General features: G+C 73.2%; 19 protein-coding genes. 11 read left to right on the top strand and 8 right to left on the bottom strand.

Annotation, left to right across the window (positions count from 1 at the left end; all coding sequences use genetic code 11):
- Positions 1–49 precede the first annotated feature (49 nt).
- Both IE267_RS16775 and IE267_RS16770 read left to right on the top strand, forming a co-directional pair.
- Positions 50–724, top strand: coding sequence for a SigE family RNA polymerase sigma factor (locus IE267_RS16775; RefSeq protein WP_161248158.1), 675 nt, complete (start codon positions 50–52; stop codon positions 722–724).
- Between the two features lie 98 nt (positions 725–822).
- Complete coding sequence (locus IE267_RS16770; protein ID WP_189763737.1) at positions 823–2,019, top strand: hypothetical protein; 1,197 nt, start codon at positions 823–825, stop codon at positions 2,017–2,019.
- A gap of 21 nt (positions 2,020–2,040) precedes the next feature.
- Here the strand turns inward: IE267_RS16770 and IE267_RS16765 are convergent, their stop codons facing one another.
- From IE267_RS16765 to tatA, 4 genes are all read right to left on the bottom strand, one after another.
- The gene (locus tag IE267_RS16765; protein ID WP_167158830.1) at positions 2,041–2,850 is read right to left on the bottom strand and encodes an SURF1 family protein; all 810 of its coding nucleotides are present in this window, start codon (positions 2,848–2,850) and stop codon (positions 2,041–2,043) included.
- Positions 2,851–3,641: 791 nt separating this feature from the next.
- On the bottom strand, positions 3,642–5,426 hold the full coding sequence (locus tag IE267_RS16760; protein ID WP_161256634.1) for a S9 family peptidase: 1,785 nt from the start codon (positions 5,424–5,426) through the stop codon (positions 3,642–3,644).
- A gap of 83 nt (positions 5,427–5,509) precedes the next feature.
- Positions 5,510–6,472 (bottom strand): threo-3-hydroxy-L-aspartate ammonia-lyase, encoded by a 963-nt coding sequence (locus tag IE267_RS16755; protein WP_189763736.1) that lies wholly within the window; start codon positions 6,470–6,472, stop codon positions 5,510–5,512.
- A 26-nt stretch (positions 6,473–6,498) separates the two neighbouring features.
- Positions 6,499–6,774 (bottom strand): Sec-independent protein translocase subunit TatA, encoded by a 276-nt coding sequence (gene tatA / locus IE267_RS16750; protein ID WP_189763735.1) that lies wholly within the window; start codon positions 6,772–6,774, stop codon positions 6,499–6,501.
- A 173-nt stretch (positions 6,775–6,947) separates the two neighbouring features.
- On the opposite strand from tatA, the gene IE267_RS16745 reads away from it, so the two are divergent.
- From IE267_RS16745 to IE267_RS16735, 3 genes are all read left to right on the top strand, one after another.
- Complete coding sequence (locus IE267_RS16745; protein ID WP_167158834.1) at positions 6,948–8,468, top strand: LCP family protein; 1,521 nt, start codon at positions 6,948–6,950, stop codon at positions 8,466–8,468.
- A 175-nt stretch (positions 8,469–8,643) separates the two neighbouring features.
- Entirely contained in the window at positions 8,644–10,170 is a 1,527-nt protein-coding gene (locus IE267_RS16740) for an alkaline phosphatase (RefSeq protein WP_205380407.1), read from the top strand.
- Positions 10,171–10,340: 170 nt separating this feature from the next.
- Complete coding sequence (locus IE267_RS16735; RefSeq protein ID WP_189763734.1) at positions 10,341–10,862, top strand: hypothetical protein; 522 nt, start codon at positions 10,341–10,343, stop codon at positions 10,860–10,862.
- Positions 10,863–10,908: 46 nt separating this feature from the next.
- On the opposite strand, the gene IE267_RS16730 is transcribed toward IE267_RS16735, so the two are convergent.
- The 3 genes from IE267_RS16730 to IE267_RS16720 form a co-directional block, all read right to left on the bottom strand.
- Entirely contained in the window at positions 10,909–12,000 is a 1,092-nt protein-coding gene (locus IE267_RS16730; RefSeq protein WP_167158839.1) for a type III polyketide synthase, read from the bottom strand.
- Positions 12,001–12,029: 29 nt separating this feature from the next.
- Positions 12,030–13,235, bottom strand: a complete 1,206-nt coding sequence (locus IE267_RS16725; RefSeq protein ID WP_373300142.1) for a cytochrome P450 — start codon at positions 13,233–13,235, stop codon at positions 12,030–12,032.
- Positions 13,236–13,432: 197 nt separating this feature from the next.
- Complete coding sequence (locus tag IE267_RS16720; RefSeq protein WP_189763733.1) at positions 13,433–15,130, bottom strand: IclR family transcriptional regulator domain-containing protein; 1,698 nt, start codon at positions 15,128–15,130, stop codon at positions 13,433–13,435.
- Positions 15,131–15,319: 189 nt separating this feature from the next.
- Here IE267_RS16720 and IE267_RS16715 point away from each other — a divergent pair, with 189 nt between their 5' ends.
- From IE267_RS16715 to IE267_RS16690, 6 genes are all read left to right on the top strand, one after another.
- On the top strand, positions 15,320–16,099 hold the full coding sequence (locus IE267_RS16715) for a CoA transferase subunit A (protein ID WP_167158843.1): 780 nt from the start codon (positions 15,320–15,322) through the stop codon (positions 16,097–16,099).
- A 20-nt stretch (positions 16,100–16,119) separates the two neighbouring features.
- Positions 16,120–16,788 carry a 3-oxoacid CoA-transferase subunit B gene (locus IE267_RS16710; protein ID WP_167159768.1) on the top strand — a complete coding sequence of 223 codons (669 nt, stop codon included), beginning with the start codon at positions 16,120–16,122 and terminating at the stop codon, positions 16,786–16,788.
- Complete coding sequence (gene pcaH / locus IE267_RS16705; RefSeq protein WP_189763732.1) at positions 16,785–17,492, top strand: protocatechuate 3,4-dioxygenase subunit beta; 708 nt, start codon at positions 16,785–16,787, stop codon at positions 17,490–17,492. The genes IE267_RS16710 and pcaH overlap by 4 nt, the downstream gene beginning before the upstream one ends.
- Positions 17,489–18,058, top strand: a complete 570-nt coding sequence (gene pcaG / locus IE267_RS16700) for a protocatechuate 3,4-dioxygenase subunit alpha (protein ID WP_189763731.1) — start codon at positions 17,489–17,491, stop codon at positions 18,056–18,058. Before pcaH ends, pcaG begins: the two co-directional genes overlap by 4 nt.
- A 209-nt stretch (positions 18,059–18,267) precedes the next feature.
- Complete coding sequence (pcaDC, locus tag IE267_RS16695) at positions 18,268–19,440, top strand: bifunctional 3-oxoadipate enol-lactonase/4-carboxymuconolactone decarboxylase PcaDC (RefSeq protein ID WP_189763730.1); 1,173 nt, start codon at positions 18,268–18,270, stop codon at positions 19,438–19,440.
- Positions 19,427–20,704, top strand: coding sequence for a 4-hydroxybenzoate 3-monooxygenase (locus IE267_RS16690; RefSeq protein WP_189763729.1), 1,278 nt, complete (start codon positions 19,427–19,429; stop codon positions 20,702–20,704). The genes pcaDC and IE267_RS16690 overlap by 14 nt, the downstream gene beginning before the upstream one ends.
- Here the strand turns inward: IE267_RS16690 and IE267_RS16685 are convergent.
- Positions 20,659–21,168, bottom strand: a complete 510-nt coding sequence (locus IE267_RS16685; protein ID WP_229861238.1) for a molybdopterin-dependent oxidoreductase — start codon at positions 21,166–21,168, stop codon at positions 20,659–20,661. The genes IE267_RS16690 and IE267_RS16685 overlap by 46 nt on opposite strands.
- Positions 21,169–21,371: the final 203 nt, after the last annotated feature.

Raw genomic sequence — 21,371 nt, 5'->3', positions numbered from 1 at the left:
CAGTGTCGTACGCGTACAACCCTGACGGGGAGGAACGTGTCCAACAGGCGTGGCAGAGGTACTCGACTTCAGAGCGGTACCGGCGCGCGGCGGCACGGCAGTGCGCCCGCGACGGCGGCTCGGCGCGCCCGGTGGCATGCCGGTGATCGCGCCCATGCCCGCCACCCGTCCCGCCCGTGTCCCGTCCCAGACGGCCCCCTCGCGCGAGAGCGCTGACGAGGTCATGGCGGCCGGCACCACCGTTGACCACCTCACCGAGACCTACCGCGCGCACTACCGCTCGTTGCTGGGTCTCGCCGCGCTGCTCCTGGACGACACCGCCTCCTGCGAGGACGTCGTGCAGGAGGCGTTCATCCGGGTGCACTCGGCGCGCAGCCGGGTGCGCGAGCCGGAGAAGACGCTCGCCTACCTCCGCCAGACGGTGGTGAACCTGTCGCGCTCGGCGCTGCGCCGCCGCATCCTCGGGCTCAAGCTGCTCTCCAAGCCGATGCCCGACATGGCGAGCGCCGAGGAGGGCGCGTACGACCAGCTGGAACGCGACGCCCTGATCAAGGCGATGCGCGGGCTCCAGCGCCGCCAGCGCGAGGTGCTCGTGCTGCGGTACTTCGCGGACATGACCGAGGCCCAGGTCGCCGAGACGCTCGGCATATCCCTGGGATCGGTGAAGGCGTACGGCTCGCGCGGCATAGCCGCGCTGCGCATCGCCATGGAGGCCCCGGCATGAAGGGCCCCGACAGGAACGGCCCCGACAGGGACGGCTCCGGCAGGAACGGCTCCGGCAGGAACGGCGACGGGCGGCCGGGGGAACACGGAGCACGCCGAGTGCGCGGGGAACGTCGGGAATACGGGGAACACGGCAGCAGCGGGCCGGACCAGCGGCCCAGGAACGACCTGAACGACCTGACTGGATACGGATTCGTGGACACATCGCCGGAAAAGAACAGCACCGGCACCCCTCCCTTCACCTCTCCATCCGCCCCGGGGAGCCCGCAGGCAGCCGACGAACAGGCCCTGCGCAGGCTCCTGCACGGTGCGGTCGACGAGCTGAAGCCCTCGGAGGGGGCGCTCGAACATCTGCGGGCCGCGGTGCCCGTGCGGCGTGCCCGCAAGCGGCAGGCCGTCGTCGGCTCGGTGGCGGCGGCCCTCCTGGTGGCCACCGCGGTGCCCGCCTTCCTGCACGTCGCCAACACCGGGAGCAGCACGGACGATCAGCCCGCCGTCGCCGGGCACGGCGAGCGGACGCACACCGCTCCCGGTACGGCGTCCGGCACGGTGGACAGCACGGAGGGCGGCAGCCGCCCCTCGACCGTCGGCAGCGCGCCCGGCACGCCCGGCGGCAGCGGCCCCGCCCCGACGCTCAGCAAGGGCGCGGCCGGCAGCACCGCCGGCGGCATGACCGCGCCGGGCGGCGGGCCCGTGCAGGCGGACTCGCCGACGTGCGACGCGACCGAGCTCAGCGTGAAGTCGGCGAAGGTCGGCAAGCCCGACGCGTCCGGCAAGGTCTACGGCGCCTTCCGCATCGTCAACGCCTCCGCCAAGAAGTGTGCGATCGGCGGCGTCGGCAAGTTCGACGTGCAGGCGCAGGGCGCGGCCGACCCGGCGAAGATCACCGTCGTCGAGCACGCGGCGGGCGATCCGGCCGCCGGGCTCCCCGACCCCTCGCAGGACGCGAAGACCCTGGTGCTCGCACCGGCCGCGGCATACGAGGTGCGGTTCGCCTGGGTGCCGTCCGACACCTGTCCCAAGGCGACCCCGTCGCCCGACCCGACGCCGTCCAACGTCAGCTCCGGCAGCAACAGCGGGGTCGTCGCCCCCACGGCGGGCGGCACCGGCCAGACCAGCCGACTCGCCGCGGACGGGGGCGCCCCGGCCGGTACGGCGGACGGCACGGTGGCGGTGACCCACGTCGCCGAGCCGGGCGCGCCGTCGGCGGAGGCGAAGATCCCGAACGCGTGCGCCGGGACGATCTACAAGACGGGCGTCCTGGACGCGGGTGCGCCGGCGTCTGCGACGCCGTAGCCCCGACCGGGTGCCGCTGCCCTAACCGGGCAGGGACGTACCTTCCAAGGAGCCCGGGGTCCCGGTCCTGGCCTCGGCCCCGTCCTCCGGGGAGAGCCCGAGCTCGGCGTCCTCCAGGGCCTCTGCCTCGCGCCGGACGAGCCGGAACCACATGAAGACGACGAACCCGGCGAAGACGAACCACTCACCGGTGTAGCCGAGGTTCTGGAACGCCTTCAGGTCGAGCCCGCTGTTCTGGGGGGCGCTGGCAGGCACCGCAGTCATCCCGGCATCGGCGTGCGGCAGCGTCACCCAGGCGTCGTACACCTGGTACGGCACGAGGTTGACGAGGGCCGCCGCGCTGATCATCCCGACCTGGCCCCGGGGGAGCCCGCCCTGCGCGTGCACCCCGTCGGAACCGGCGTTCTCCGAGGCCTGCAATATGCCGGTGACGCCGACCTCGCCGGCGGGCGCGGCCGGGGCCTTGGCGCCCTGCGGAATCCAGCCCCGCACGACGGGCAGGGCCTTGCCGGCGTCGGTGCGCAGCAGGCTCAGGACGTAGCTGCCCGACTTGCCGTCGACCTCGCGGCCTGGCACCAGGAACTGCTCGGCGTACCGGCCGTGCGCGGCGGCCGGGCGGCCGGAGGTGCGCTGGTCCACGGGGAGCAGCGAGGCGAGGGGCTCGGCCTTCTGCGTGGCGGGGTCTGGTGCCTTCTCGGCGGCGTCGTGGGACTGTACGCGGTCCTCGAAGCGGCCCAGCTGCCAGGAGCCCATGAAGACGCACACGGGGATGGCGAGCAGGACGAAGACGTGGATTCCCCACCAGCGGGGTGTGAGCAGGAACCGGTACACACCCCCACGGTACGGAATCCTGCCGGGGGGCTGGGCTCCGGGGTGCCCGCAAGTACCCCGTGGCTCCCGCCCCGACCCCCTCGTGGCTCCCGCCCCGGCCCCTCTTTCGCGGGCTGCGCCCCCGGGTCCGCTCCTCAGCCGCCGCAGGGGCTGGGGCGTCCATTCGGCTGGGGTCCGCGGGGGCCGTTCGCGCAGTTCCCCGCGCCCCCCGAAGCCCGTCGTCGGCTGCGGGCTGTGGTCGCTTCTCGCGCAGTTCCTCGCGCCCCCAAAACCCGTTTTCGGCTGCGGGCCGTGCGTGGCTGGTCGCGCAGTTCCCCGCGCCCCTAAATGCCCGGTGCGGGCCAGCACCGGGCAACCTCAGCCTGTCATGGGGGTCCCCCCTGGCCCTTGAGGCCTTGGGGGAGTTTGAGGACGAGCGCCGTTCAGGCGCGAATGGGGTCCGGGGCGGAGCCCCGAACGGGAGTGCAGGGGGCGGAGCCCCTTGCGGGGGTTCGAGGGGCGCAGCCCCTCAGGGGGTCTGGGGCGCAGCCCCAGGGAGCTGAACCCTTCAACGCGCTGCACGGGCGGGTGGGTGGGTGAACCCCCCCCGGGGTCTGGGGCGGAGCCCCAGGGCTCAGCCGGTCCAACCCGCCGCACGGGCGGGAGGGAGGGCAAACCCCCCGGGGTCTGGGGCGCAGCCCCAGGGGCCGGAACCCAACCAACCCCGGGCAACGGGATGGGGGTCCCCCTGCTCATTAAGAGCTTGGGGGAGGGTGGGCAAACCCCCGGGCCCGGGGCGCAGCCCCAGGGGGTTATTTCGGCAAGTGGCGCGCGGCGAAGTCGAGTTCGAGGCGTACCTGCTTGATGCGCTCCTCGACCACGAGCGACCCGTGCCCCGCGTCGTACCGGTACACCTCGTGCGTGGCCCCCCGCTCGACCAGCCGGTCCACATAGTTCTCGACCTGCCGGATCGGGCAGCGCGGATCATTGACCCCCGCCGAGATGTAGACCGGCGCCGTCACGGCGTCGACGTACGTCAGCGGCGAGGACGCGCGGAAGCGGTCCGGCACCTCCTCCGGCGTGCCGCCGAGCAGCGTCCGGTCCATCGCCTTCAGCGCCTCCATCTCGTCGTGGTACGCCGTGACGTAGTCCGCGACCGGCACCGCCGCGAGCCCGAGCGCCCACGCGTCCGGCTGGGTGCCGAGGCCGAGCAGGGTGAGGTAGCCGCCCCAGGAGCCGCCCGCGAGGACGAGCCGCGCGGGGTCGGCCAGGCCCGAGGAGACCGCCCAGTCGCGGACCGCCGCGATGTCCTCCAGCTCGATGAGCCCCACCCGGTGCTTGAGCGCGTCCGTCCACGCCCGCCCGTATCCGGTGGAGCCGCGGTAGTTGACCCGGACCACCGCGAAGCCGTGGTCGATCCAGGCCGCCGGGCCGGAGGCGAACGCGTCGCTGTCGTGCCAGGTCGGACCGCCGTGGATCTCGAACAGGGTGGGGAAGGGCCCCTCCCCCGCGGGACGCTGCACCAGCGCGTGGATGCGGCCGCCGGGGCCCTCCACCCAGGCGTCCTCCACCGGCACCGAACCCGGCGCCTTGAACCCGGGCGGGTCGAGCACGACCTCGCCCGTCGTGGAGCGCACCTCGGAGGGGCTCGCCGCGGACGACCACAGGTACTCCACCGTGCCGTCGGGCCGGGCCGTGGCCCCGGAGACCGAACCGGCCGGGGTCTCGATCTCGATCAGCGAGCGGGTGGCGAGGTCGAAGCGGAACAGACCGCTGCGGGCCTCGAAGCTGTGGACGACGAGCAGGCCCGAGCCGTCCGGGTACCACTCGGCGGAGACGTCACCCGGCAGGTCGAGCGCGAGATCGCTCTCCTCGCCGGAGGCCACGTCCCAGATCATCGGCTCCCAGCGCCCGCGCCGCTGGTGGGCGACGAGCAGCCGGGTGTCGCCCGCGAGCGGCGCGAACCCGAGCACTTCCAGGCCCAGTTCCTCCGTGCCGCCCTTGGTGTCGTCGAGCTCGGCCACCGTCGAGCCGTCGGGCCGAACCACGCGCAGCGCGGAGTGCATCGCGTCGCCGTGCTCGGTGTGCTCGACGGCGATCAGCGTCCCGTCGTGCGAGAGGTCGCCGACGCCCGCGGACTCGCGGTGCCGGTAGATCTCGACCGGGGCCGAGCCGGGGCCCACGACGTGGATCGTGGAGCCGTCCTCGTCGGTGGAGCGGCCGACCACCGCGGTGCCGTCCCGGCCGAGCGCGAGACCGCCCGGGTAGGACGGGTCGAGCCCGGGCACGGCCGTCTCGTCCGCCCCACCGCCGAACGGCTGGCGGCGCCAGACGCCGAACTCGTCGCCGTCGGTGTCGTCGAACCACCAGATCCATTCGCCGTCGGGCGTCAGCACGCCGTCCGTCGTGCCGTTGGGCCGGTCCGTGGCCCGGCGCTGGCTGCCCGTCGCCCGGTCCCAGGCGTACAGCTCGTACGTCCCCGTCGCGTTCGACACGAACAGCGAGCGGTCCGGGGCGTCCTCTGCCCAGTCGGGGAGCCCCACCCGGGGCGCCCTGAACCGCTTCTCCCACTCCGGCATCTCGTTCATGTCGCTCATGCCCCCATCATGCGCCGAAGCGCCCACATCCCGTGCGCGTCCCCCTCAGCCTGTGGACAACCTCCGGCCCGCACCCGCCGGCGTCACCCGGAAAGGAGCGCCGCGAACCGGGCCATGTCCACGTTGCCGCCGCTGACGATCACGCCGACGCGCCGCCCCCGGTACCCCTCCGCGAGTTCCCGGGCGGCGGCCAGGCCCAGACAGCCCGTCGGCTCGGCGACGATCTTCATCCGGGAGGCCAACAGGCGCATGGAGTCGACCAGTTGGGCGTCCGAGGCGGTGACGATGTCGGTCACGAGGTCGCGGATCAGCGGGAAGGGGTGGATGCCGAGGTGCTGCGTCTGGGCGCCGTCCGCGATGGTCGCCGGGGTGTCGATGTGCACGATCTCGCCCGCGCGCAGCGACCGGCGCCCGTCGTCGCCCGCCTCCGGCTCGACCCCGTACACCGCGCACGACGGCGCCAGGGCGCCTGCCGCGAGCAGGCTGCCGGACAGGAGCCCGCCGCCGCCGAGCGGCACGAACAGGGCGTCCAGGTGGCCGGTCTCCTCGAAGAGTTCCTTGGCCGCGGTGCCCTGGCCCGCCATCACGTGGGGGTGGTCGTACGGCGGGACCAGCGTCAGGCCGCGCTCCTCGGCGAGGGCCCGGCCGATCTCCTCGCGGTCCTCGCTCCAGCGGTCGTACGGGACGACCTCGGCCCCGTACCCCTTGGTCGCGGCCAGCTTCGCCGCGGGCGCGTCGTGCGGCATGACGATGGTCGCCGGGATGCCGAGCAGCGAGGCGGCGAGCGCGACGGCCTGGGCGTGGTTGCCGGAGGAGTAGGCGACCACGCCCGCGCGGCGCTGGTCCGCGTCGAACAGGGACAGCGCGTTGTAGGCGCCGCGGAACTTGAACGCCCCCATCCGCTGGAGGTTCTCGCACTTGAGGAAGAGGCTCAGACCGAGCTCGGCGTCGGTGAGCCGGGAGGTCAGGACCGGGGTGCGGTGGGCCTGCGGGGCGATCCGCTCGTGCGCGCGGACCACGTCGTCGTACGTCGGCAGCTGCTCCATGCCTGCCGAGCGTACGGCGTGCGGGATTACGGGGCGGGGCGCGCGGGGGCGTCCGCCTGGGTGCGGTCGGCGGCGGTGTGCACCGTCGCCGGGGCCGGGGTGACGACCTGCGGGGCCGGGGCGGCGGCGGGGGCCGGCTCGGTGTCGTCCTCGCGCATCGCCTTGGTCTCGCTCTTGAGGATGCGCAGGGACTTGCCCAGCGCGCGTGCCGTGTCGGGCAGCTTCTTGGAACCGAACAGCAGGATCAGTACTACGGCCACGATCAGCAGATGCCACGGTTCAAGACCATTGCGCAGGAACATCCCGCCGTCCTTCCTCGTTCGCGTCCTGCAGCCGTTTCGTCCGGCCGAATTCTTGGTTCGGCCGGGGCTGCTGGCTCTCAATGAGACTTGCTACATTGCGCAACTGTACAACCAGAGGGTGCGACTCACCGTCTCCTCTACAGAAGAGGCGCGAATGAGGGATGAGGGGTCCGATGGCCGGGAGCCACAAAGCGGGTGCGGCAGGCAGGCGTGAGGGTGGCGGTTCGGCCGCACCGCAGCGCCGCGACAAGCGCAGCCGTGCCCGCATCGCAGGGGTCACCGGCCTGTCGGTCGTCGTCCTCGCGGTGGCCGGCGGCGGCTGGATCTACTTCCAGCTGAACGGCAACATCAAGACCTTCGACGACGGCGGCATCTCCGCCGACCGCCCCGCCGCCTCGACCAAGGGCTCCAACGTCCTGATCATCGGCTCCGACACCCGCTCGGGCGACAACGCCCAGTACGGCCACGGCAAGGGCGACATCGGCCGCTCGGACACCGCGCTCCTGCTGCACGTTTACTCGGACCAGAAGCACGCCGTCGCCGTCTCGATACCGCGTGACTCGCTGGTCGACATACCGTCGTGCAAGCTGCCGAGCGGCAGCTGGACCAAGGAGAAGCACAATGTGATGTTCAACTCGGCGTTCGAGGTGGGAGAAACGGTTCAGGGGAACCCCGCCTGCACCCAGAACACCGTCGAGAAGCTGACCGGGCTGCGCGTGGACCACACCATGGTCATGGACTTCGCGGGCTTCGCGAGGATGACCGAGGCGGTCGGCGGCGTCGACGTGTGCGTGCCCGGCAACGTCTACCAGGGCGACCTCAACCCGAACCTCGGCCACAGGGGCGGTCTGGTCTTCGCCAAGGGCCCGCAGAGCGTCTCCGGCCAGAAGGCGCTCGACTACGTGCGCATCCGGCACGGCATCGGCGACGGCTCCGACATCGGCCGCATCCAGCGCCAGCAGGCCTTCATCGGCAGCCTGATCAAGAAGGTCAAGGGCAAGGGCCTCGACCCGACGACGCTGCTGCCGCTCGCCAACGCGGCCACCAAGTCGATGACCGTCGACTCGGGCCTCGGCTCGCCGAGCAAGCTGATCTCGTTCGCGATGTCGATGAAGGACATCGACCTGCACAACACCAAGTTCGTGACCCTGCCCTGGCGTTACGAGGGTGCCCGCGTCGCCGTGGTCAAGCCGGAGGCCGACGCCCTGTTCGCGGCGCTGCGCGCGGACCGCACCGTCGACGGGCAGAACGCCGCGGGCAAGAGTGAGTCCGCCTCCCCGAGCCCGTCGGCGGCGGCCCCCGCGCCCGCCTCCGGCAAGGGCATCAGCGTGGCCGTCTACAACGGCACCGTCACCAAGGGCCTCGCGGCCCAGGTCGCCGAGTCGCTGAAGTCCGCGGGCTTCACCGTCACCGGCGCCACCACGGCCGCCTCCCAGGACTACACGCACACGGTCATCGAGTACGGGGCGAACGACGAGGCCAAGGCCAAGACGCTCGCCACGCACTTCCCCGGCGCCCTGCTGCGCCAGGCGAAGACACCGGGCCTGAACGTCATCGTCGGCACGCAGTACAAGGCGGACGGCGCGGGCGGCGCGGACGCCGCGTCCAGCGCCCCCGCCGCGGTCCCGTCGGCCGTCGCCGACAAGGCCCGCTCGGCCGACGACAACATCTGCTCCAACCTGTCCTACGGATAGGCCCAGCCGCCGAGGGGCCCCTCCCGCGGACCGCGGGACCGGGGCCCCGGGTAAGGGGAACGTCCGCAAAGGGCAAAGTGCCGGGGCGGAAAAGTTATGCGGAAGGTAAAGGCGTTCGCCTCGCGGCCGCCTGAACCTCCCGGTCCGTTCACATGCGACTCATAGCTTCGCCGCCATGAGACAGAAGGCAATGAAGGTGCTCGCGGTCGTCGCGGCGGCCTCCGCGGTCGCCGCCGGCTCGGCCGTCACCGCCAACTCCCAGCCCCAGCACGGCAGTCACGGCGAGCACGGCAACCGTGAGATACGCAACGTCATCTACCTGCTCGGCGACGGCATGGGGCGCACCCACGTCACGGCCGGCCGCGAGCGCTTCTACGGCGCCCAGGGCAAGCTCAACATGGAGCGCCTGCCCTACACCGGCGCGGTCGCCACGTACGCCGTGGAGAAGGGCAGCGACCAGCCCGCCCTGGTGACGGACTCGGCGAGCGCCGCCACCGCCTGGGCCTCGGGCGTCAAGACGTACAACGCCGCGATCGGCGTGGACAGTTACGAGAAGCGGCGCGTCACGCTGATGGAGCAGGCCAAGGCGGCCGGCTTCGCCACCGGCAACGTCTCGACGGCCGAGATCACCGACGCCACGCCCGCCGCCCAGTTCAGCCACGCGCTGCTCCGCGGCTGCCAGGGCCCGACCTACTCGGACGCGGCCTGCCTGCCGAAGAACGCCGACGGCAGCTACGAGAAGGCGCCCGCCGACAAGACGCTGATCACCCCGATCGCCGAGCAGATCGCCCGCAACGGCACCGCCGACGTGGTCCTCGGCGGCGGCCTCGCCCGCTTCGAGCCGGACGACCAGCAGGCCCTCCAGAAGCAGGGCTACCAGGTGCTCGGCTCCTTCGGCGACCCGAAGCTGCCCGCGCAGACCGCCGCTTCGCAGAAGGCCGCGACCAAGGCCGACCTCGACAAGGTGCGCGGCAAGAAGGTCGTGGGCCTCTTCAACCGGGGCAACCTGACGGTCGAGCAGGCGAAGGCGGCCCTGCCCGCCGGCGCCCCGCAGAAGCAGGAGCCGACGCTCGCCGAGATGGCGAAGAAGTCCATCGACCTGCTCGACGGCCGCTCCAGGAAGGGCTTCTTCCTCCAGGTCGAGGGCGCCCAGATCGACAAGCGCTCGCACGCCAACGACGCGGCCCAGACGCTCGCCGAGGTCAAGGCGTTCGACGACGCGGTCAAGGCGGCCACCGACTTCGCGAAGCGCGACGGTCACACCCTGGTCGTCGTCACCGCGGACCACGAGTGCGCGGGCTTCAACATCATCGAGAAGGGCACGTACACCAACGCCGAGTCGGTGGCGCCCCCGTCGAACACGGACGCCGGCAACCCGGCCAACAACTCCCTTCCCTCGCGCGCCACTTCGGGCGCAAAGGACCCGGCCCGCTCGACCGGCATCGCCAACGGCGCGGGCGCGGGCGACGCGAAGAACTTCGCCCCGGCGACCTTCCGCACCCCCGACGACCCCAAGGGCGTCAAGGACGGCAGCCCCGAGGCGAGCCTGTGGCTGACGTACCTCTCGGGCAACCACACCGGCGCCGATGTGCCGATCTTCGCCTACGGTCCCGGTGCGGACCGCTTCGCCGCCAGCCAGCTGAACACCGATCTGTACGGCAAGATGTACGGCTCGCTGTTCGGCCGCACCCCGCGCGGCTGACGGTCGGCCACCCCGCGCGGCCGGCCGTCGCGCGGTCGGCCGCCCCGGCTGAGCCGGCCGCCCGGGCTCGTCCCGGCTCGGCCCGCCCGGGCCGTCCCGCCTCCCGCAGGCCAGGGGCCGGGGGCACCCGCCCCCGGCCCCCTCGTACTACTCCGCAGGAGTCCCCCGCCATGAGCCGCACCGCCGCCCCGGCCGTCCTGGCCGCTCTCGCCCTCGCCCTGCTGACCGCCTGCGGCGGCGGGTCCGGCGGAGCCCCGGACGACCGGGCCGAAGACGCTCCGGCCCCCGTCCCCTCGGTGAGCTTCGCGGCGCCCGAGCGGGCCGCCGCCCCCGCCGCGTACCAGAAGCTCGCCCGGGGTGAAGTGCGCCTGGAACAGGGCCCGTTCACGGACCGGGTCAAGGTGACCGGCGGCGCCCTCGGTGCCGGATCGGCCGTCACCGGGCACCTCGCCGTCACCTCGGACGTCAGCGAGCTGATCGCGCTTGAGCTGCGCGCCGCCTACTACGACGCGGACGGGAAGCTGCTCGGCACCGGCTCGTTCCAGTACGCCGAGGAGGGCCACGACGAGCACAAGGGCGGCCACACTCCGACCGCCGAGGGGGCCGGCATCGACTTCGAGGTCGGCCCGAAGGCCCTGACCGGCACGCCGACCAGCGCGGTGCTCTCCATTCCCGTGCTGGTCAACGAGTAGCCGATCGGTCGTGCCGGGCCCCGACGGGCCCACAAGCAGGGGCCCTTCAGACGCGGGCCGCCATGGCGGTGAGTTCCTCGTCCAGGTGCGGGCCCGCGTTCCAGCTGCCCACCCCGATCTCCGCGGTGATGCCCGGGCCGAAGCCCGCGATCAGGCCGCGGGCGCCGTCGGTCATGCCGCCCTCGTCGAAGAGCCGGGCGAGCGCGTCGAAGACGACCGAACTCGCGATGTTGCCCCGTTCGGTGAGGGTGTTGCGGCTGAAGCGGAACATGTCCGGGCCGAGGTCGAGGAAGTGGCACAGGTCGTCGAGGATGCGGGGGCCGCCCGCGTGCACGATGTAGAAGTCGAGCCCGCCGACCTCCCAACTGTGCTGTGCGACCAGGGTCTTGAGGGCGGGGGCGAGCATCTCCATCGTGCCCGGGACCCGCTTGTCGAGCTGGAAGTGGAAGCCCGTCTCGCGCACGGCGTACGAGATCCAGTTCTCGGTGTCCGGCACCAGGTGCGAGCCGTTGCGCTCGATCCGCATGCCGACCCCGCCCTCGCCACGGACGACCGCGGCCGAAAGGGCGTCCCCGAACAGGCCGTTGGACAGCAGCGAGCCCACGCCGATGTCGGTCGGCTGGTAGAGCAGCGAGCAGAACTCGCACGACACGATCAGCACGTTGGAGCCCGGGTAGGCCGTGATGAAGTCGTGCGCGCGGTTGATCGCGGCGCCGCCGGCCGCACAGCCGAGCTGGGCGATGGGCAGCTGCCGGGTGTCGGAGCGGAAGCCCATCGTGTTGATCAGCCAGGCGGTCAGCGAGGGCATCATGAAGCCCGTGCACGACACGTAGACGATCATGTCGATGTCGGCGGCCTCGACCTCGCCGTGGGCGAGGGCGCGGCGCACCACCTCGGGCACCCGCTTCTTCGCCTCGGCCTCGTACACCTGGTTGCGCTTCTCGAACCCCGGGTGGGCCAGGGTCTCTTCGAGGGGCTGGACGAGGTGGCGGGTCTTGACGCCGGTGTTCTCGATGAGTCTGAGGACCAGATCGCGCTGCGGATGCCCGGCATGGGTCTCGCGGGCGAGCGCCAGGGTCTGTTCCTGGGTGATGACGTGGTCGGGTACCGCGACCGCCGGTCGGCACAAGGTGGCCATTTAACTTCCCTTCGATGATGGGGTGTTGGTCACCAGGCGACCGGAAGGCTGAGCGGGTGGCGCCAGATGGAGTGGGTGTTCCACGGCACGTCGCCGGGGTCACCGGCGAGCCGCAGACCCGGGAAGCGGGTCAGCAGGGAGGTGAACGCCACCTCCAGTTCCATCTGGGCGAGCGGGGCGCCGAGGCAGTGGTGGGCGCCCCAGCCGAACGTCATGTGCGGAACCGATCCCCGGTCGAGGTCGACCTCGTGGGGCCGGTCGAACTTGCGGGTGTCCCGGTTGGCGGTGAGGTAGGAGACGTGGACGATGTCGCCGGCCCGGATCAGCACCCCGCTCAGCTCGACGTCCTCGGTGGCGACGCGCGGGATGCCGACGCCCTTGCGGAACGGGATGAAGCGGAGCAGCTCGTCGAGGACGGCCGGGAAGCGGTCCGGGCGCACACGCAGGTCATCGATGATGTCCGGCCTGGTCAGGAGCGTGTACGCGATGTTCCCGAGCTCGTAGGTGGTGGTGTCCTGCCCGGTGATGAGCAGGACCATCGCCATCACGGCGAGCTCCTGGTCGTCGAGGAGTTCGTCGCCGTCGCGGGCGGTGGCGAGGGTGGAGATCAGGTCGTCGCCGGGGGACCGGCGGCGGGCCGCGGTGAGGTCGGTGAAGTAGGCGCGCAGCTCGGCCTTGGCGAGGACGGCCGCCTCACGCCCGGCGGCGCCGATGTTCATCATGGTCAGCGCGTGGGCGCGCAGCCAGTCCCGCTCGCCGTCGGGGATGGCGAGGACCTCGCAGATGGTGACGAGGGGCAGCGGGGCGGCGACGTGCTCGACGAAGTCGGCGGGCGAGCCGTGCTCGGCCATGGTGGCGAGCAGCTCGTCGACCTTCTTCTGGGTGCGCTCGCGCATCCGTGCCACGTGCTTCGCGGCGAAGCTCTTCGCGACGAGGCTGCGCAGGCGGCTGCTGGCGGGCGGGTCCATGAGGTTGATGGATTCGGCCTGCACGATGGGCTCGGGGGTCATCCGCGGGAAGTCGCGGCCGATGACGGCGCTACGGCTGAACCTGCGGTCGGTCGTCACCGTCCGCACGTCCTCGTACCGGGTGACGAGCCATGCCTCGCCCTCGCCGTACGCCATCCGAATCCGGGCGACCGGCTCCTCGGCCAGCATCCGCTGGAGCTGGGGGTCGAATTCGAGCGCATCGGCGTAGTCGAAGGGGCAGCTCCACACGGCGTCTGTGGTCTCCACGTGGCGTACTCCGGTGTGTGTCAGGGGGACAGCTGGCCAGCTGGGCAGCGGACTTGCCCTGTATCCCCGACCGGGGTCATGAACATGTCCGCCTTCCCCTGAATTAACCGATTAGAGGGAGAGGGCGGGGAGTCGAGGTGACAAACGCGTGCCGCTTCCCAACCCGATGCTCCAGTGCTGGTGGGCGTGGGTGCCGATCAGGTGGCCGAGGCGCGGCAGAAGCGGTTCACCACGTGCAGGTCGGCCTCGATGGCCGCGGCCGTGGCGCGCAGCTCGGGCAGCAGGTCGGCGCGGCACTCGGCCAGGGTGCGCCGTGTCGTGTGCATGGCCACGTTCACCGCGGCGACCGCCCGCCCCGCGGCGTCCCGCACCGGGACCGCGAGGGAGCGGAGCCCCTCCTCCAGCTCCTCGTCGACCACCGCGTACCCCTGCTCGGCCACCTCGTCGAGGAGCCCGGCCAGTACCGCCGGTGAGGTGACCGTGCGCGGGGTGAGCGCCGCCAGTGCCGTACGGCCGAGCCGTTGCGCGCGCTCCGCTGCGGGCAGGTCGGCGAGCAGGACCCGGCCCATCGCGGCGGCGTACGCGGGGAGGCGGGTGCCCAGGGTGATGTTGACGCTCATGATCCGGGTGGTGGCGACCCGGGCCGTGTACTGGATGGCGTCTCCATCGAGCACGGCGAGCGAGGCCGAGTCGTGCGCGGTGCGCACCAGCGCGGCCAGGTGCGGTGCCGCGATGTCGGAGAGCGTCGTGCGGGACAGGGGCGGGCAGCCGAGCGCCAGGACGCGGGGGGTGGGCCGGAAGGCGCGGCCCCCGGTGGCGACCAGACCCAGGTGGTCCAGGGTGATCAGGGCGCGCCGGGCGGTGGCCCGGGGCAGCCCGGTGGCCTCGGCGACGGCGCTGAGGGGCAGCTCGGCCCGGCCGGGCCCGAACGCGGTGAGGACGGTGAGCCCGCGGGCCAGCGACTCGACGAACTCGGCGCCGAGTTCCTGCTTGGAGGCGGAGGTCCAGGCGGCGAGACCGGACGGCGCCGGTGCCGCGGCCGGGGTGGTGGGGGCCGCTGCGGCGTGGGCGGCCCCGGCGCCCCGGCCGGCGGTGTGGGCGGCCCGTGGCGCTTCGGCGGGGCGGGCGAGCTCGGCCTCCATGGCGGCGGCGGCCGCGCGCAGCCGGGGCAGGACGGCCTCGCGCAGGGATTCGGCGCTGTGGCGGCTGGTGTGGCTGACGACGCTGAGGGCGCAGAGCGGGACGCCCGCCGGGTCGCGGAGCGGCACGGCCACCGCGATGAGGCCGGGCTCGATGAGCTGGTCGTCGACGGCCGAGCCCGCGGCACGGGCCCGGTCGACCCGCTCCTCGAAGTGGTCGCCCGTGCCCGCAGGGACGCCGGGAAAGCCGAGCCCCTCGGGGTCGGCGGCGCGCCGCTCGCGCCAGGACGTCCACTGCCCGGGCGTCCAGTGCGCGGCGAACAGCGGCCCCGGCGCGGTGCGTTCGGCGGGCAGCAGGTCCCCGATGCGGAAGGTCAGCGACATCGCGCGGCGCCGGGTGCTCTGGTGGACGAAGCGGATGCCGTCGCCGTCGGGGACCGCGAGCGACACCGACTCGTCCAGTTCTTCGGCGAGTTGGACGGCGAGCGGGCCGAGGAGCGCGGGCAGGCCCAGCGCGCCCAGGTAGGCGTTGGCGAGTTCCATCAGGCGCGGGGCCAGGGTCACGACGGGCCCGTCGAGGCGTACGTATCCCATGCGCGCCAGGGTCGCCGCGATCCGGTCGACGGTGGAGCGGGCCAGGCCCGTCGCCCGGACGAGGTCGCCGAGGCCGGTCCGCCCGTCCGCGTCGCTGAGCGCGCGCAGCACGGCGACCCCACGCATCAGCGGACCGACGGCTTCGGCGGGGGCGGTGCTCATCTGGCCTCCGGATACGGCCTGTTGAGGCACGTGGCTGGTTCGCGGGGGTGTTGACGCGTGGGCCCGCAGAACGCAGACTCGGGCCGACACGATTCTGAACCTTAGTTCATCTGGCGAACAACTGGCGAGAGCCTGGCGTCTTCGGCCCCCGGCCGGCGGCCCGGCGCCGAGAGCGGGCGTGAGCTTTCCATGGACAAAGTCGTAGGGGCCCCGGCGGACGCGGTGGCCGACATCCCGGACGAGGCCTCCCTCGCGGTCGGCGGCTTCGGCCTCAGCGGCGTGCCGAACGTGCTGATAGCCGCCCTGTACGCGCAGGGCGCCACCGCGTTGAGCGTGGTGTCCAACAACTGCGGGGTGGACGGCGGCGGCCTCGGCATCCTGCTCGCGGCCGGTCGCATCGCCCGGGTGACCGGCTCGTACATCGGCACCAACAAGGAGTTCGCCCGCCAGTACCTGGCCGGCGAGCTGGAGGTGGAGCTCGTCCCGCAGGGCACGCTCGCCGAGCGGCTGCGCGCCGGAGGCTGCGGCATCCCCGCGTTCTACACGCCGGCGGGCGTCGGCACCCAGGTCGCCGAGGGCGGGCTTGCGCTGCGGTACGGGCCCGACGGCCAAGTGGCCGTGGCCTCGGCGCCCAAGGAGACACGGGAGTTCGGCGGACGCGGGCACGTCCTGGAACACGGCATCACCACGGACTTCGCCCTCGTACGGGCCTGGAAGGGCGACCGGCACGGAAACCTGGTCTTCCGGCGCGCGGCCCGCAACTTCAACCCGCTGTCGGCGATGGCCGGACGGACCACGGTGGCCGAAGTCGAACACCTCGTGGAGCCGGGCGAGTTGGACCCGGACGCGGTGCACGTGCCCGGCGTGTTCGTGCAGCGGGTCGTGCCGTTGACGCCGACCCAGGCCGCCGACAAGGGAATCGAGAAGCGGACCGTGCGAAGGGGCGACACGGGGGAGGTGGGCCGGTGAGCGGCTGGACACGGGACGAGATGGCGGCGCGGGCCGCGGCCGAACTGGCCGACGGCAGCTGCGTGAACCTCGGCATCGGTCTGCCCACCCTGGTGCCGGGCCATCTACCGCCGGGCGTGGATGTGGTGCTCCACTCGGAGAACGGCATTCTCGGCGTCGGACCGTACCCCCGGGAGGAGGACGTGGACCCGGACCTCGTCAACGCGGGCAAGGAGACGGTGACCGTACGGCCGGGCGCCGCGTTCTTCGACTCCGCGCTGTCGTTCGGGATGATCCGCGGCGGCCACGTCGACACCGCGATCCTCGGCGCGATGCAGGTCTCGGCGGGCGGTGACCTCGCCAACTGGGCTGTTCCGGGGCGTCTGGTGAGGGGGATGGGCGGTGCGATGGACCTCGTGCACGGGGTGCGCCGGGTCCTCGTGCTGACCGAGCACACCGCGAAGGACGGCACCCCCAAACTCGTCGAGCGCTGCACCCTGCCGCTCACCGGACGGGCCTGTGTGCACCGGGTCGTCACCGACCTGGCGGTGCTCGACGTCGACCCCGACGACGGCTTCGTCCTGGTCGAGACGGCGCCGGGGGTCGATGCGGAGGAGGTCCGCGCGCGGACGGGTGCGCCGGTGCGCGTGCCGGTGGCGGCCGGCACAGAAGAAGGAGGAGAGGGAGTGGGAGAGGTGACAGGACGATGACGGATGTGGTGGTGGACGAAAGGACCCCGGGCAGGGTCGTGGACCCGTACCGCAGTGGCGCGTTGCGGGTACCGACGCGGGCGCCGCTGGCCGTCGGCGGTGACCCGGAGGCGGTCGAGCTGTACGGTCCGGTCTTCGGCGTCACCGAAGTGAGCGCACTGGACGCGGACTTGACCCGGCACCACGTGGGGGAGCCGCACGGCGAACGCATCACCGTGTCCGGCCGCGTCCTCGACCGCGCGGGCCGGCCGGTCCGGGGCCAGCTCGTCGAGATCTGGCAGGCGAACGCCTCCGGGCGCTACGCCCACCGGCGCGACCAGCACCCGGCCCCCCTGGACCCGAACTTCACCGGTACGGGCCGGTGCCTGACGGACGCGGAGGGACGGTACGCGTTCACCACGATCCGGCCGGGCGCCTACCCGTGGGGCAACCACGAGAACGCGTGGCGCCCCGCGCACATCCACTTCTCGCTCTTCGGCCGCGCCTTCACCCAGCGCCTGGTCACCCAGATGTACTTCCCGGGCGACCCGCTCCTGGCGTACGACCCGATCCTGCACACCGTGACCGACGCGGCGGAACGGGACCGCCTGGTGGCGGCCTACGACCCCGAACTCTCGGTCCAGGACTGGTCGTTGGGCTACCACTGGGACATCGTGCTCGACGGTCCGGCCGCGACCCTGCCCGACCCGGAGGCGACGCCGTGACCGACCCCGTCCCGACTCCCACCCCGACCCAGACCGTGGGTCCCTTCTACGGGTACGCCCTGCCCTTTCCCGGCGGCGGGGAGGTCGCGCCGGCCGGTGATCCGGCCGCGATCACCGTGCACGGGTACGTGTACGACGGCGCCGGCGAGCCGGTGCCGGACGCGCTCCTGGAGTTCTGGCAGGCCGCACCGGACGGCTCCCTCGCGGGCCGCCCCGGCTCTTGGCGCCGGGACCCCGCATCGGGCGGCCTCCTTCCCCGCGACGCGTTCGGCTTCACGGGCTTCGGCCGGGTCCCGACGGGCGCGGACGGCCACTGGACGCTCCGCACCCTGCCCCCGCCGCCGGCCGCCCCCTACCTGTCGATCTGCCTGTTCGCCCGGGGCCTGTCCCGCCATCTCTTCACGCGGGCCTACGTCGAAGGGCTCGGCGGGGAGCGGGAGTTGACGGCGCTGGCGGCCGAGCGTGCCGAGACGCTGCTGGCCCGCAGGGAGGGGGCGGGGGTGTTCCGCTTCGACGTGCGACTACAGGGGGAGGGGGAGACGGTGTTCCTGTCCTTCGGACACTGACCGGCCCCGCGGCCGCGCCCGGACCCCCGAGGGGCCGCGCCCCTCAGCAGGGCCCCCTCGGCAGGGTCCGAAGGAGTCTGTGCGCTGTGCTCCCCGCCGGAGTGCTCCGCCCGTACCCGCCCAGGGTGTTCCACCCGCCCCCAGTGCCTCGGCCCGCCCGACCCCGCCGAACGGGCGGGAGCACGGGCCGCCCCGTCCCAAGGACCTTCATGCCACGGCCCCACCTCGTACTCGCCCCCTCCCTCGGCACGACCCAGGCGCTCTGGGAACCCCAACTCCCCGCCCTGACAGCCCGTTTCGAAGTCATCACCTGGGACCTGCCGGGGCACGGAGCTGCCCCGGCCCCGGCGCGGGCTCCGGGGGCCGCCCGCATCGAGGCGCTGGGCGAGCTGCTTCTCGCGCGGCTCGACGCGCTCGGCGTCGGACGGTTCGCCTTCGCCGGGGTGTCCCTCGGCGGAGCCGTCGGCACGTGGCTGGCCGCACACCACCCCGAGCGCGTCGCCTCCCTCGCCCTGCTCTGCACCTCCGCCCACTTCGGACCGCACCAGCCCTGGGCCGAGCGGGCCGGGGCCGTGCGGGCGAACGGGATCGGGGCGGTCGCCGACAGCGCACCGAAGCGCTGGTTCACCCCCGGCTTCCCGGCCCCCGCCCAGCTCCTCGCCGACCACCACCGCGTGGACCCGGAGGCGTACGCCGTCTGCTGCGAGATCCTCGCCGGGCTCGACCTGCGTCCCGACCTCGCCCGCATCACCGCCCCCACCCTCGTGCTCGCGGGCCGCGACGACACCGCCACCCCGCCCCCGCACGCCCGCGAACTCGTCGACGGCATCCGCGACGCCCAGCTCGTCGAGCTGCCCCGCGCCGGACACCTCGCCAACGTGGAGCAGCCACGTGCCGTGACCGACGCCCTGCTCCAGCACCTCGCCCGCACCCACCCGGACCCCCTGCGCCAGTCCGGCGAGGCGGCCCGCCGCGCCGTGCTCGGCGACGCCCACGTGGACCGCGCCCAGGCCCGCACGACGCCCTTCACCGCCCGCTTCCAGGACTTCATCACCCGCTACGCCTGGGGCGAGATCTGGGGCGAGGCCGCGACGGGCGGCCCGGGCCGGGCCGAGGGCCGGGCCACCCTGGACCGCCGTACCCGCAGCGTCATCACGCTCACCGCCCTGGTCGCGGGCGGCCACAAGGACGAGCTGGCCCTGCACGTGAAGGGCGCGCTCCGCGGCGGTCTGAGCCCCGACGAGATCGCCGAGGTGCTGCTCCAGTGCGCCGTGTACTGCTCGGTGCCCGCCGCCAACTCCGCCTTCGCCGTGGCGGAACGGGCGATCGCCGAGTACGAGGGCCACTCCGACGGGGAGGACGCCCGGCATGCCCAGCGCTGACCAGGACGCCGCCGCCCCCGCCCGCACCACCGTCGGCATCATCGGGGCCGGCCCGGCCGGGCTCCTGCTCGCCCGGCTGCTGCACAATGCCGGGATCGACTGCGTGGTCCTGGAGAGCCGCGACCGCGCGTACATCGAGCAGCGCCAGCGGGCCGGCATCCTCGAACAGGGCACCGTCGACGTGCTGCGGGCCGCCGGCGTGGGCGAACGCATGGACCGCGAGGGCCTGCCGCACGACGGCATCGAGCTCCGCTACGACCGCCGCTCCCACCGCATCGACTTCCCGTCCCTCGCGGACGGCCGCCGCGTGCTGGTCTACGCGCAGAGCGAGGTGGTGAAGGACCTGGTGGCCCGGCAGCTGGCCGACGGTCCCCCGCTGCTGTTCGACGCCGAGGTGGTGGAGGTGGCGGGGGTGGACCCGGGCTCGGACGCGAGCCACGCCCGCATCCACTACCGACGCCCCGGCCCCCGTGGCCCCGGCCGGGAGGAATCCCGCCCCATCGCCGGCCTCAGCTGTGACTACGTCATCGGCTGCGACGGCTCCCACGGAGTGTCCCGCGCCGCCGTCCCCGCCACGCTCCGCACCACGTACGAGCGGGCGTACCCCTACTCCTGGCTCGCCGTCATGGCCCAAGCCCCGCCCGTGTACCGCGAGTTGATCTACGCGCACTCCACCCGCGGCTTCGCCCTCGCCGGCATGCGGTCGGCCGAGGTCAGCCGGCTCTACCTCCAGGTGCCCAACGGAACCGACCCCGTGGACTGGCCCGACGCCCGGGTCTGGGACGAGCTGGACGCCCGTCTGGCCACCGACGCCGACCCCGGCTGGCGGCTCGGCCGCGGCCCCGTCACCGCCAAGTCCGTTCTGCCCATGCGGAGTTGGGTGATGGAGCCGATGCGGTACGGGCGGCTCCTGCTGGCCGGGGACGCCGCGCACATCGTGCCGCCGACCGGCGCCAAGGGGCTGAACCTGGCCGTCGCCGATGTCGTCGAGCTGTCCCGGGCGCTCGTCCAGCAGCATGTCACCGGTTCGACCGAGCGCCTCGACGCGTACTCCGCGACCTGTCTGCGCCGGGTCTGGCGGGCCGAGCACTTCTCGTACACGATGACCGAGCTGCTGCACACGGCCCCGGCGCAGACCCCCTTCCAGACCCGGCTGCAGCTCTCGCAGCTCGACCGCATCGCCCACTCCCGGCACGCGGCGGCCGAGCTCGCCGAGAACTACACGGGTCTGCCGATCGCCCCGCCGTCCCCGTACGCGAGCTGATCCCCCGCGACCCCGCCGCAGGCGCGCAGCCGCACCTGGGTGATCCCGCTGATGTACCGCGCCCCGCAACGGTCGGACGGCACCACCAACTGGGCGCCCACGCCGTCCAGTCGGTTGCCGTCCAGGGTCGTGGCGAGCAGCACCGGCGAGTCGCCGAAGTCCGGGTCGATCTCGGCCCAGGACAGCACCGTCGCGTGGCCGTCCTCGCCGGTGATCTCCAGGAGGAAGCGGGAGCGGTCCTTGCGGCGGGCCGGGTCGAAGCCGGGGCCCGCCTCGGTGATCACCTCGCGCAGCAGGGGGCCCGTGAAGGTGTGGGCACGTGGCCCGCTGGTCGCGCAGTCGAAGGTGACGGCCGCGGTCCGCTGCGGCCACCGCTCCCGCAGTTCGGCCACGCTCAGCTCGACGGGCCGGTCCACCGCACCCACTACCGCAATGTGCCGCTCGGCCACGCGTTTATGAGTCATGTACGAGATTATGGCTCGCATCTGCCGTTTTGCATCAGGGTGCGCAGGCCCCTGTTCCCGGGGCCTGCACCCTGCCGGGCGGCGTCCGGCCCGGGCGTCGGGGAGGGTACGCCCGTGCGGCCGGGGCGGCGGACTTCGGTACCCAGCGCGTCCGGCTCGTCACCGAGGGGCCCGCACTCTCCGTGCACCTTCCTCCAACCGCC

Source organism: Streptomyces xanthochromogenes, from assembly GCF_014650455.1.
GTDB classification, from domain to species: domain Bacteria; phylum Actinomycetota; class Actinomycetes; order Streptomycetales; family Streptomycetaceae; genus Streptomyces; species Streptomyces xanthochromogenes.
Note: the sequence above shows the minus strand (reverse complement) of the source record. Positions and strands in the feature narration are given on the sequence as shown.

What these genes read in the sequence shown, in the direction of transcription:
- IE267_RS16760 (WP_161256634.1), bottom strand. Translation starts at nt 5,426, where the DNA reads ATGAGCGACATGAACGAGATGCCGGAGTGGGAGAAGCGGTTCAGGGCG.
- IE267_RS16755 (WP_189763736.1), bottom strand. Translation starts at nt 6,472, where the DNA reads ATGGAGCAGCTGCCGACGTACGACGACGTGGTCCGCGCGCACGAGCGG.
- tatA (WP_189763735.1), bottom strand. Translation starts at nt 6,774, where the DNA reads ATGTTCCTGCGCAATGGTCTTGAACCGTGGCATCTGCTGATCGTGGCC.
- IE267_RS16745 (WP_167158834.1), top strand. Translation starts at nt 6,948, where the DNA reads ATGGCCGGGAGCCACAAAGCGGGTGCGGCAGGCAGGCGTGAGGGTGGC.
- IE267_RS16740 (WP_205380407.1), top strand. Translation starts at nt 8,644, where the DNA reads ATGAGACAGAAGGCAATGAAGGTGCTCGCGGTCGTCGCGGCGGCCTCC.
- IE267_RS16735 (WP_189763734.1), top strand. Translation starts at nt 10,341, where the DNA reads ATGAGCCGCACCGCCGCCCCGGCCGTCCTGGCCGCTCTCGCCCTCGCC.
- IE267_RS16730 (WP_167158839.1), bottom strand. Translation starts at nt 12,000, where the DNA reads ATGGCCACCTTGTGCCGACCGGCGGTCGCGGTACCCGACCACGTCATC.
- IE267_RS16720 (WP_189763733.1), bottom strand. Translation starts at nt 15,130, where the DNA reads ATGAGCACCGCCCCCGCCGAAGCCGTCGGTCCGCTGATGCGTGGGGTC.
- IE267_RS16715 (WP_167158843.1), top strand. Translation starts at nt 15,320, where the DNA reads ATGGACAAAGTCGTAGGGGCCCCGGCGGACGCGGTGGCCGACATCCCG.
- IE267_RS16710 (WP_167159768.1), top strand. Translation starts at nt 16,120, where the DNA reads ATGGCGGCGCGGGCCGCGGCCGAACTGGCCGACGGCAGCTGCGTGAAC.
- pcaH (WP_189763732.1), top strand. Translation starts at nt 16,785, where the DNA reads ATGACGGATGTGGTGGTGGACGAAAGGACCCCGGGCAGGGTCGTGGAC.
- pcaDC (WP_189763730.1), top strand. Translation starts at nt 18,268, where the DNA reads ATGCCACGGCCCCACCTCGTACTCGCCCCCTCCCTCGGCACGACCCAG.
- IE267_RS16690 (WP_189763729.1), top strand. Translation starts at nt 19,427, where the DNA reads ATGCCCAGCGCTGACCAGGACGCCGCCGCCCCCGCCCGCACCACCGTC.
- IE267_RS16685 (WP_229861238.1), bottom strand. Translation starts at nt 21,168, where the DNA reads ATGACTCATAAACGCGTGGCCGAGCGGCACATTGCGGTAGTGGGTGCG.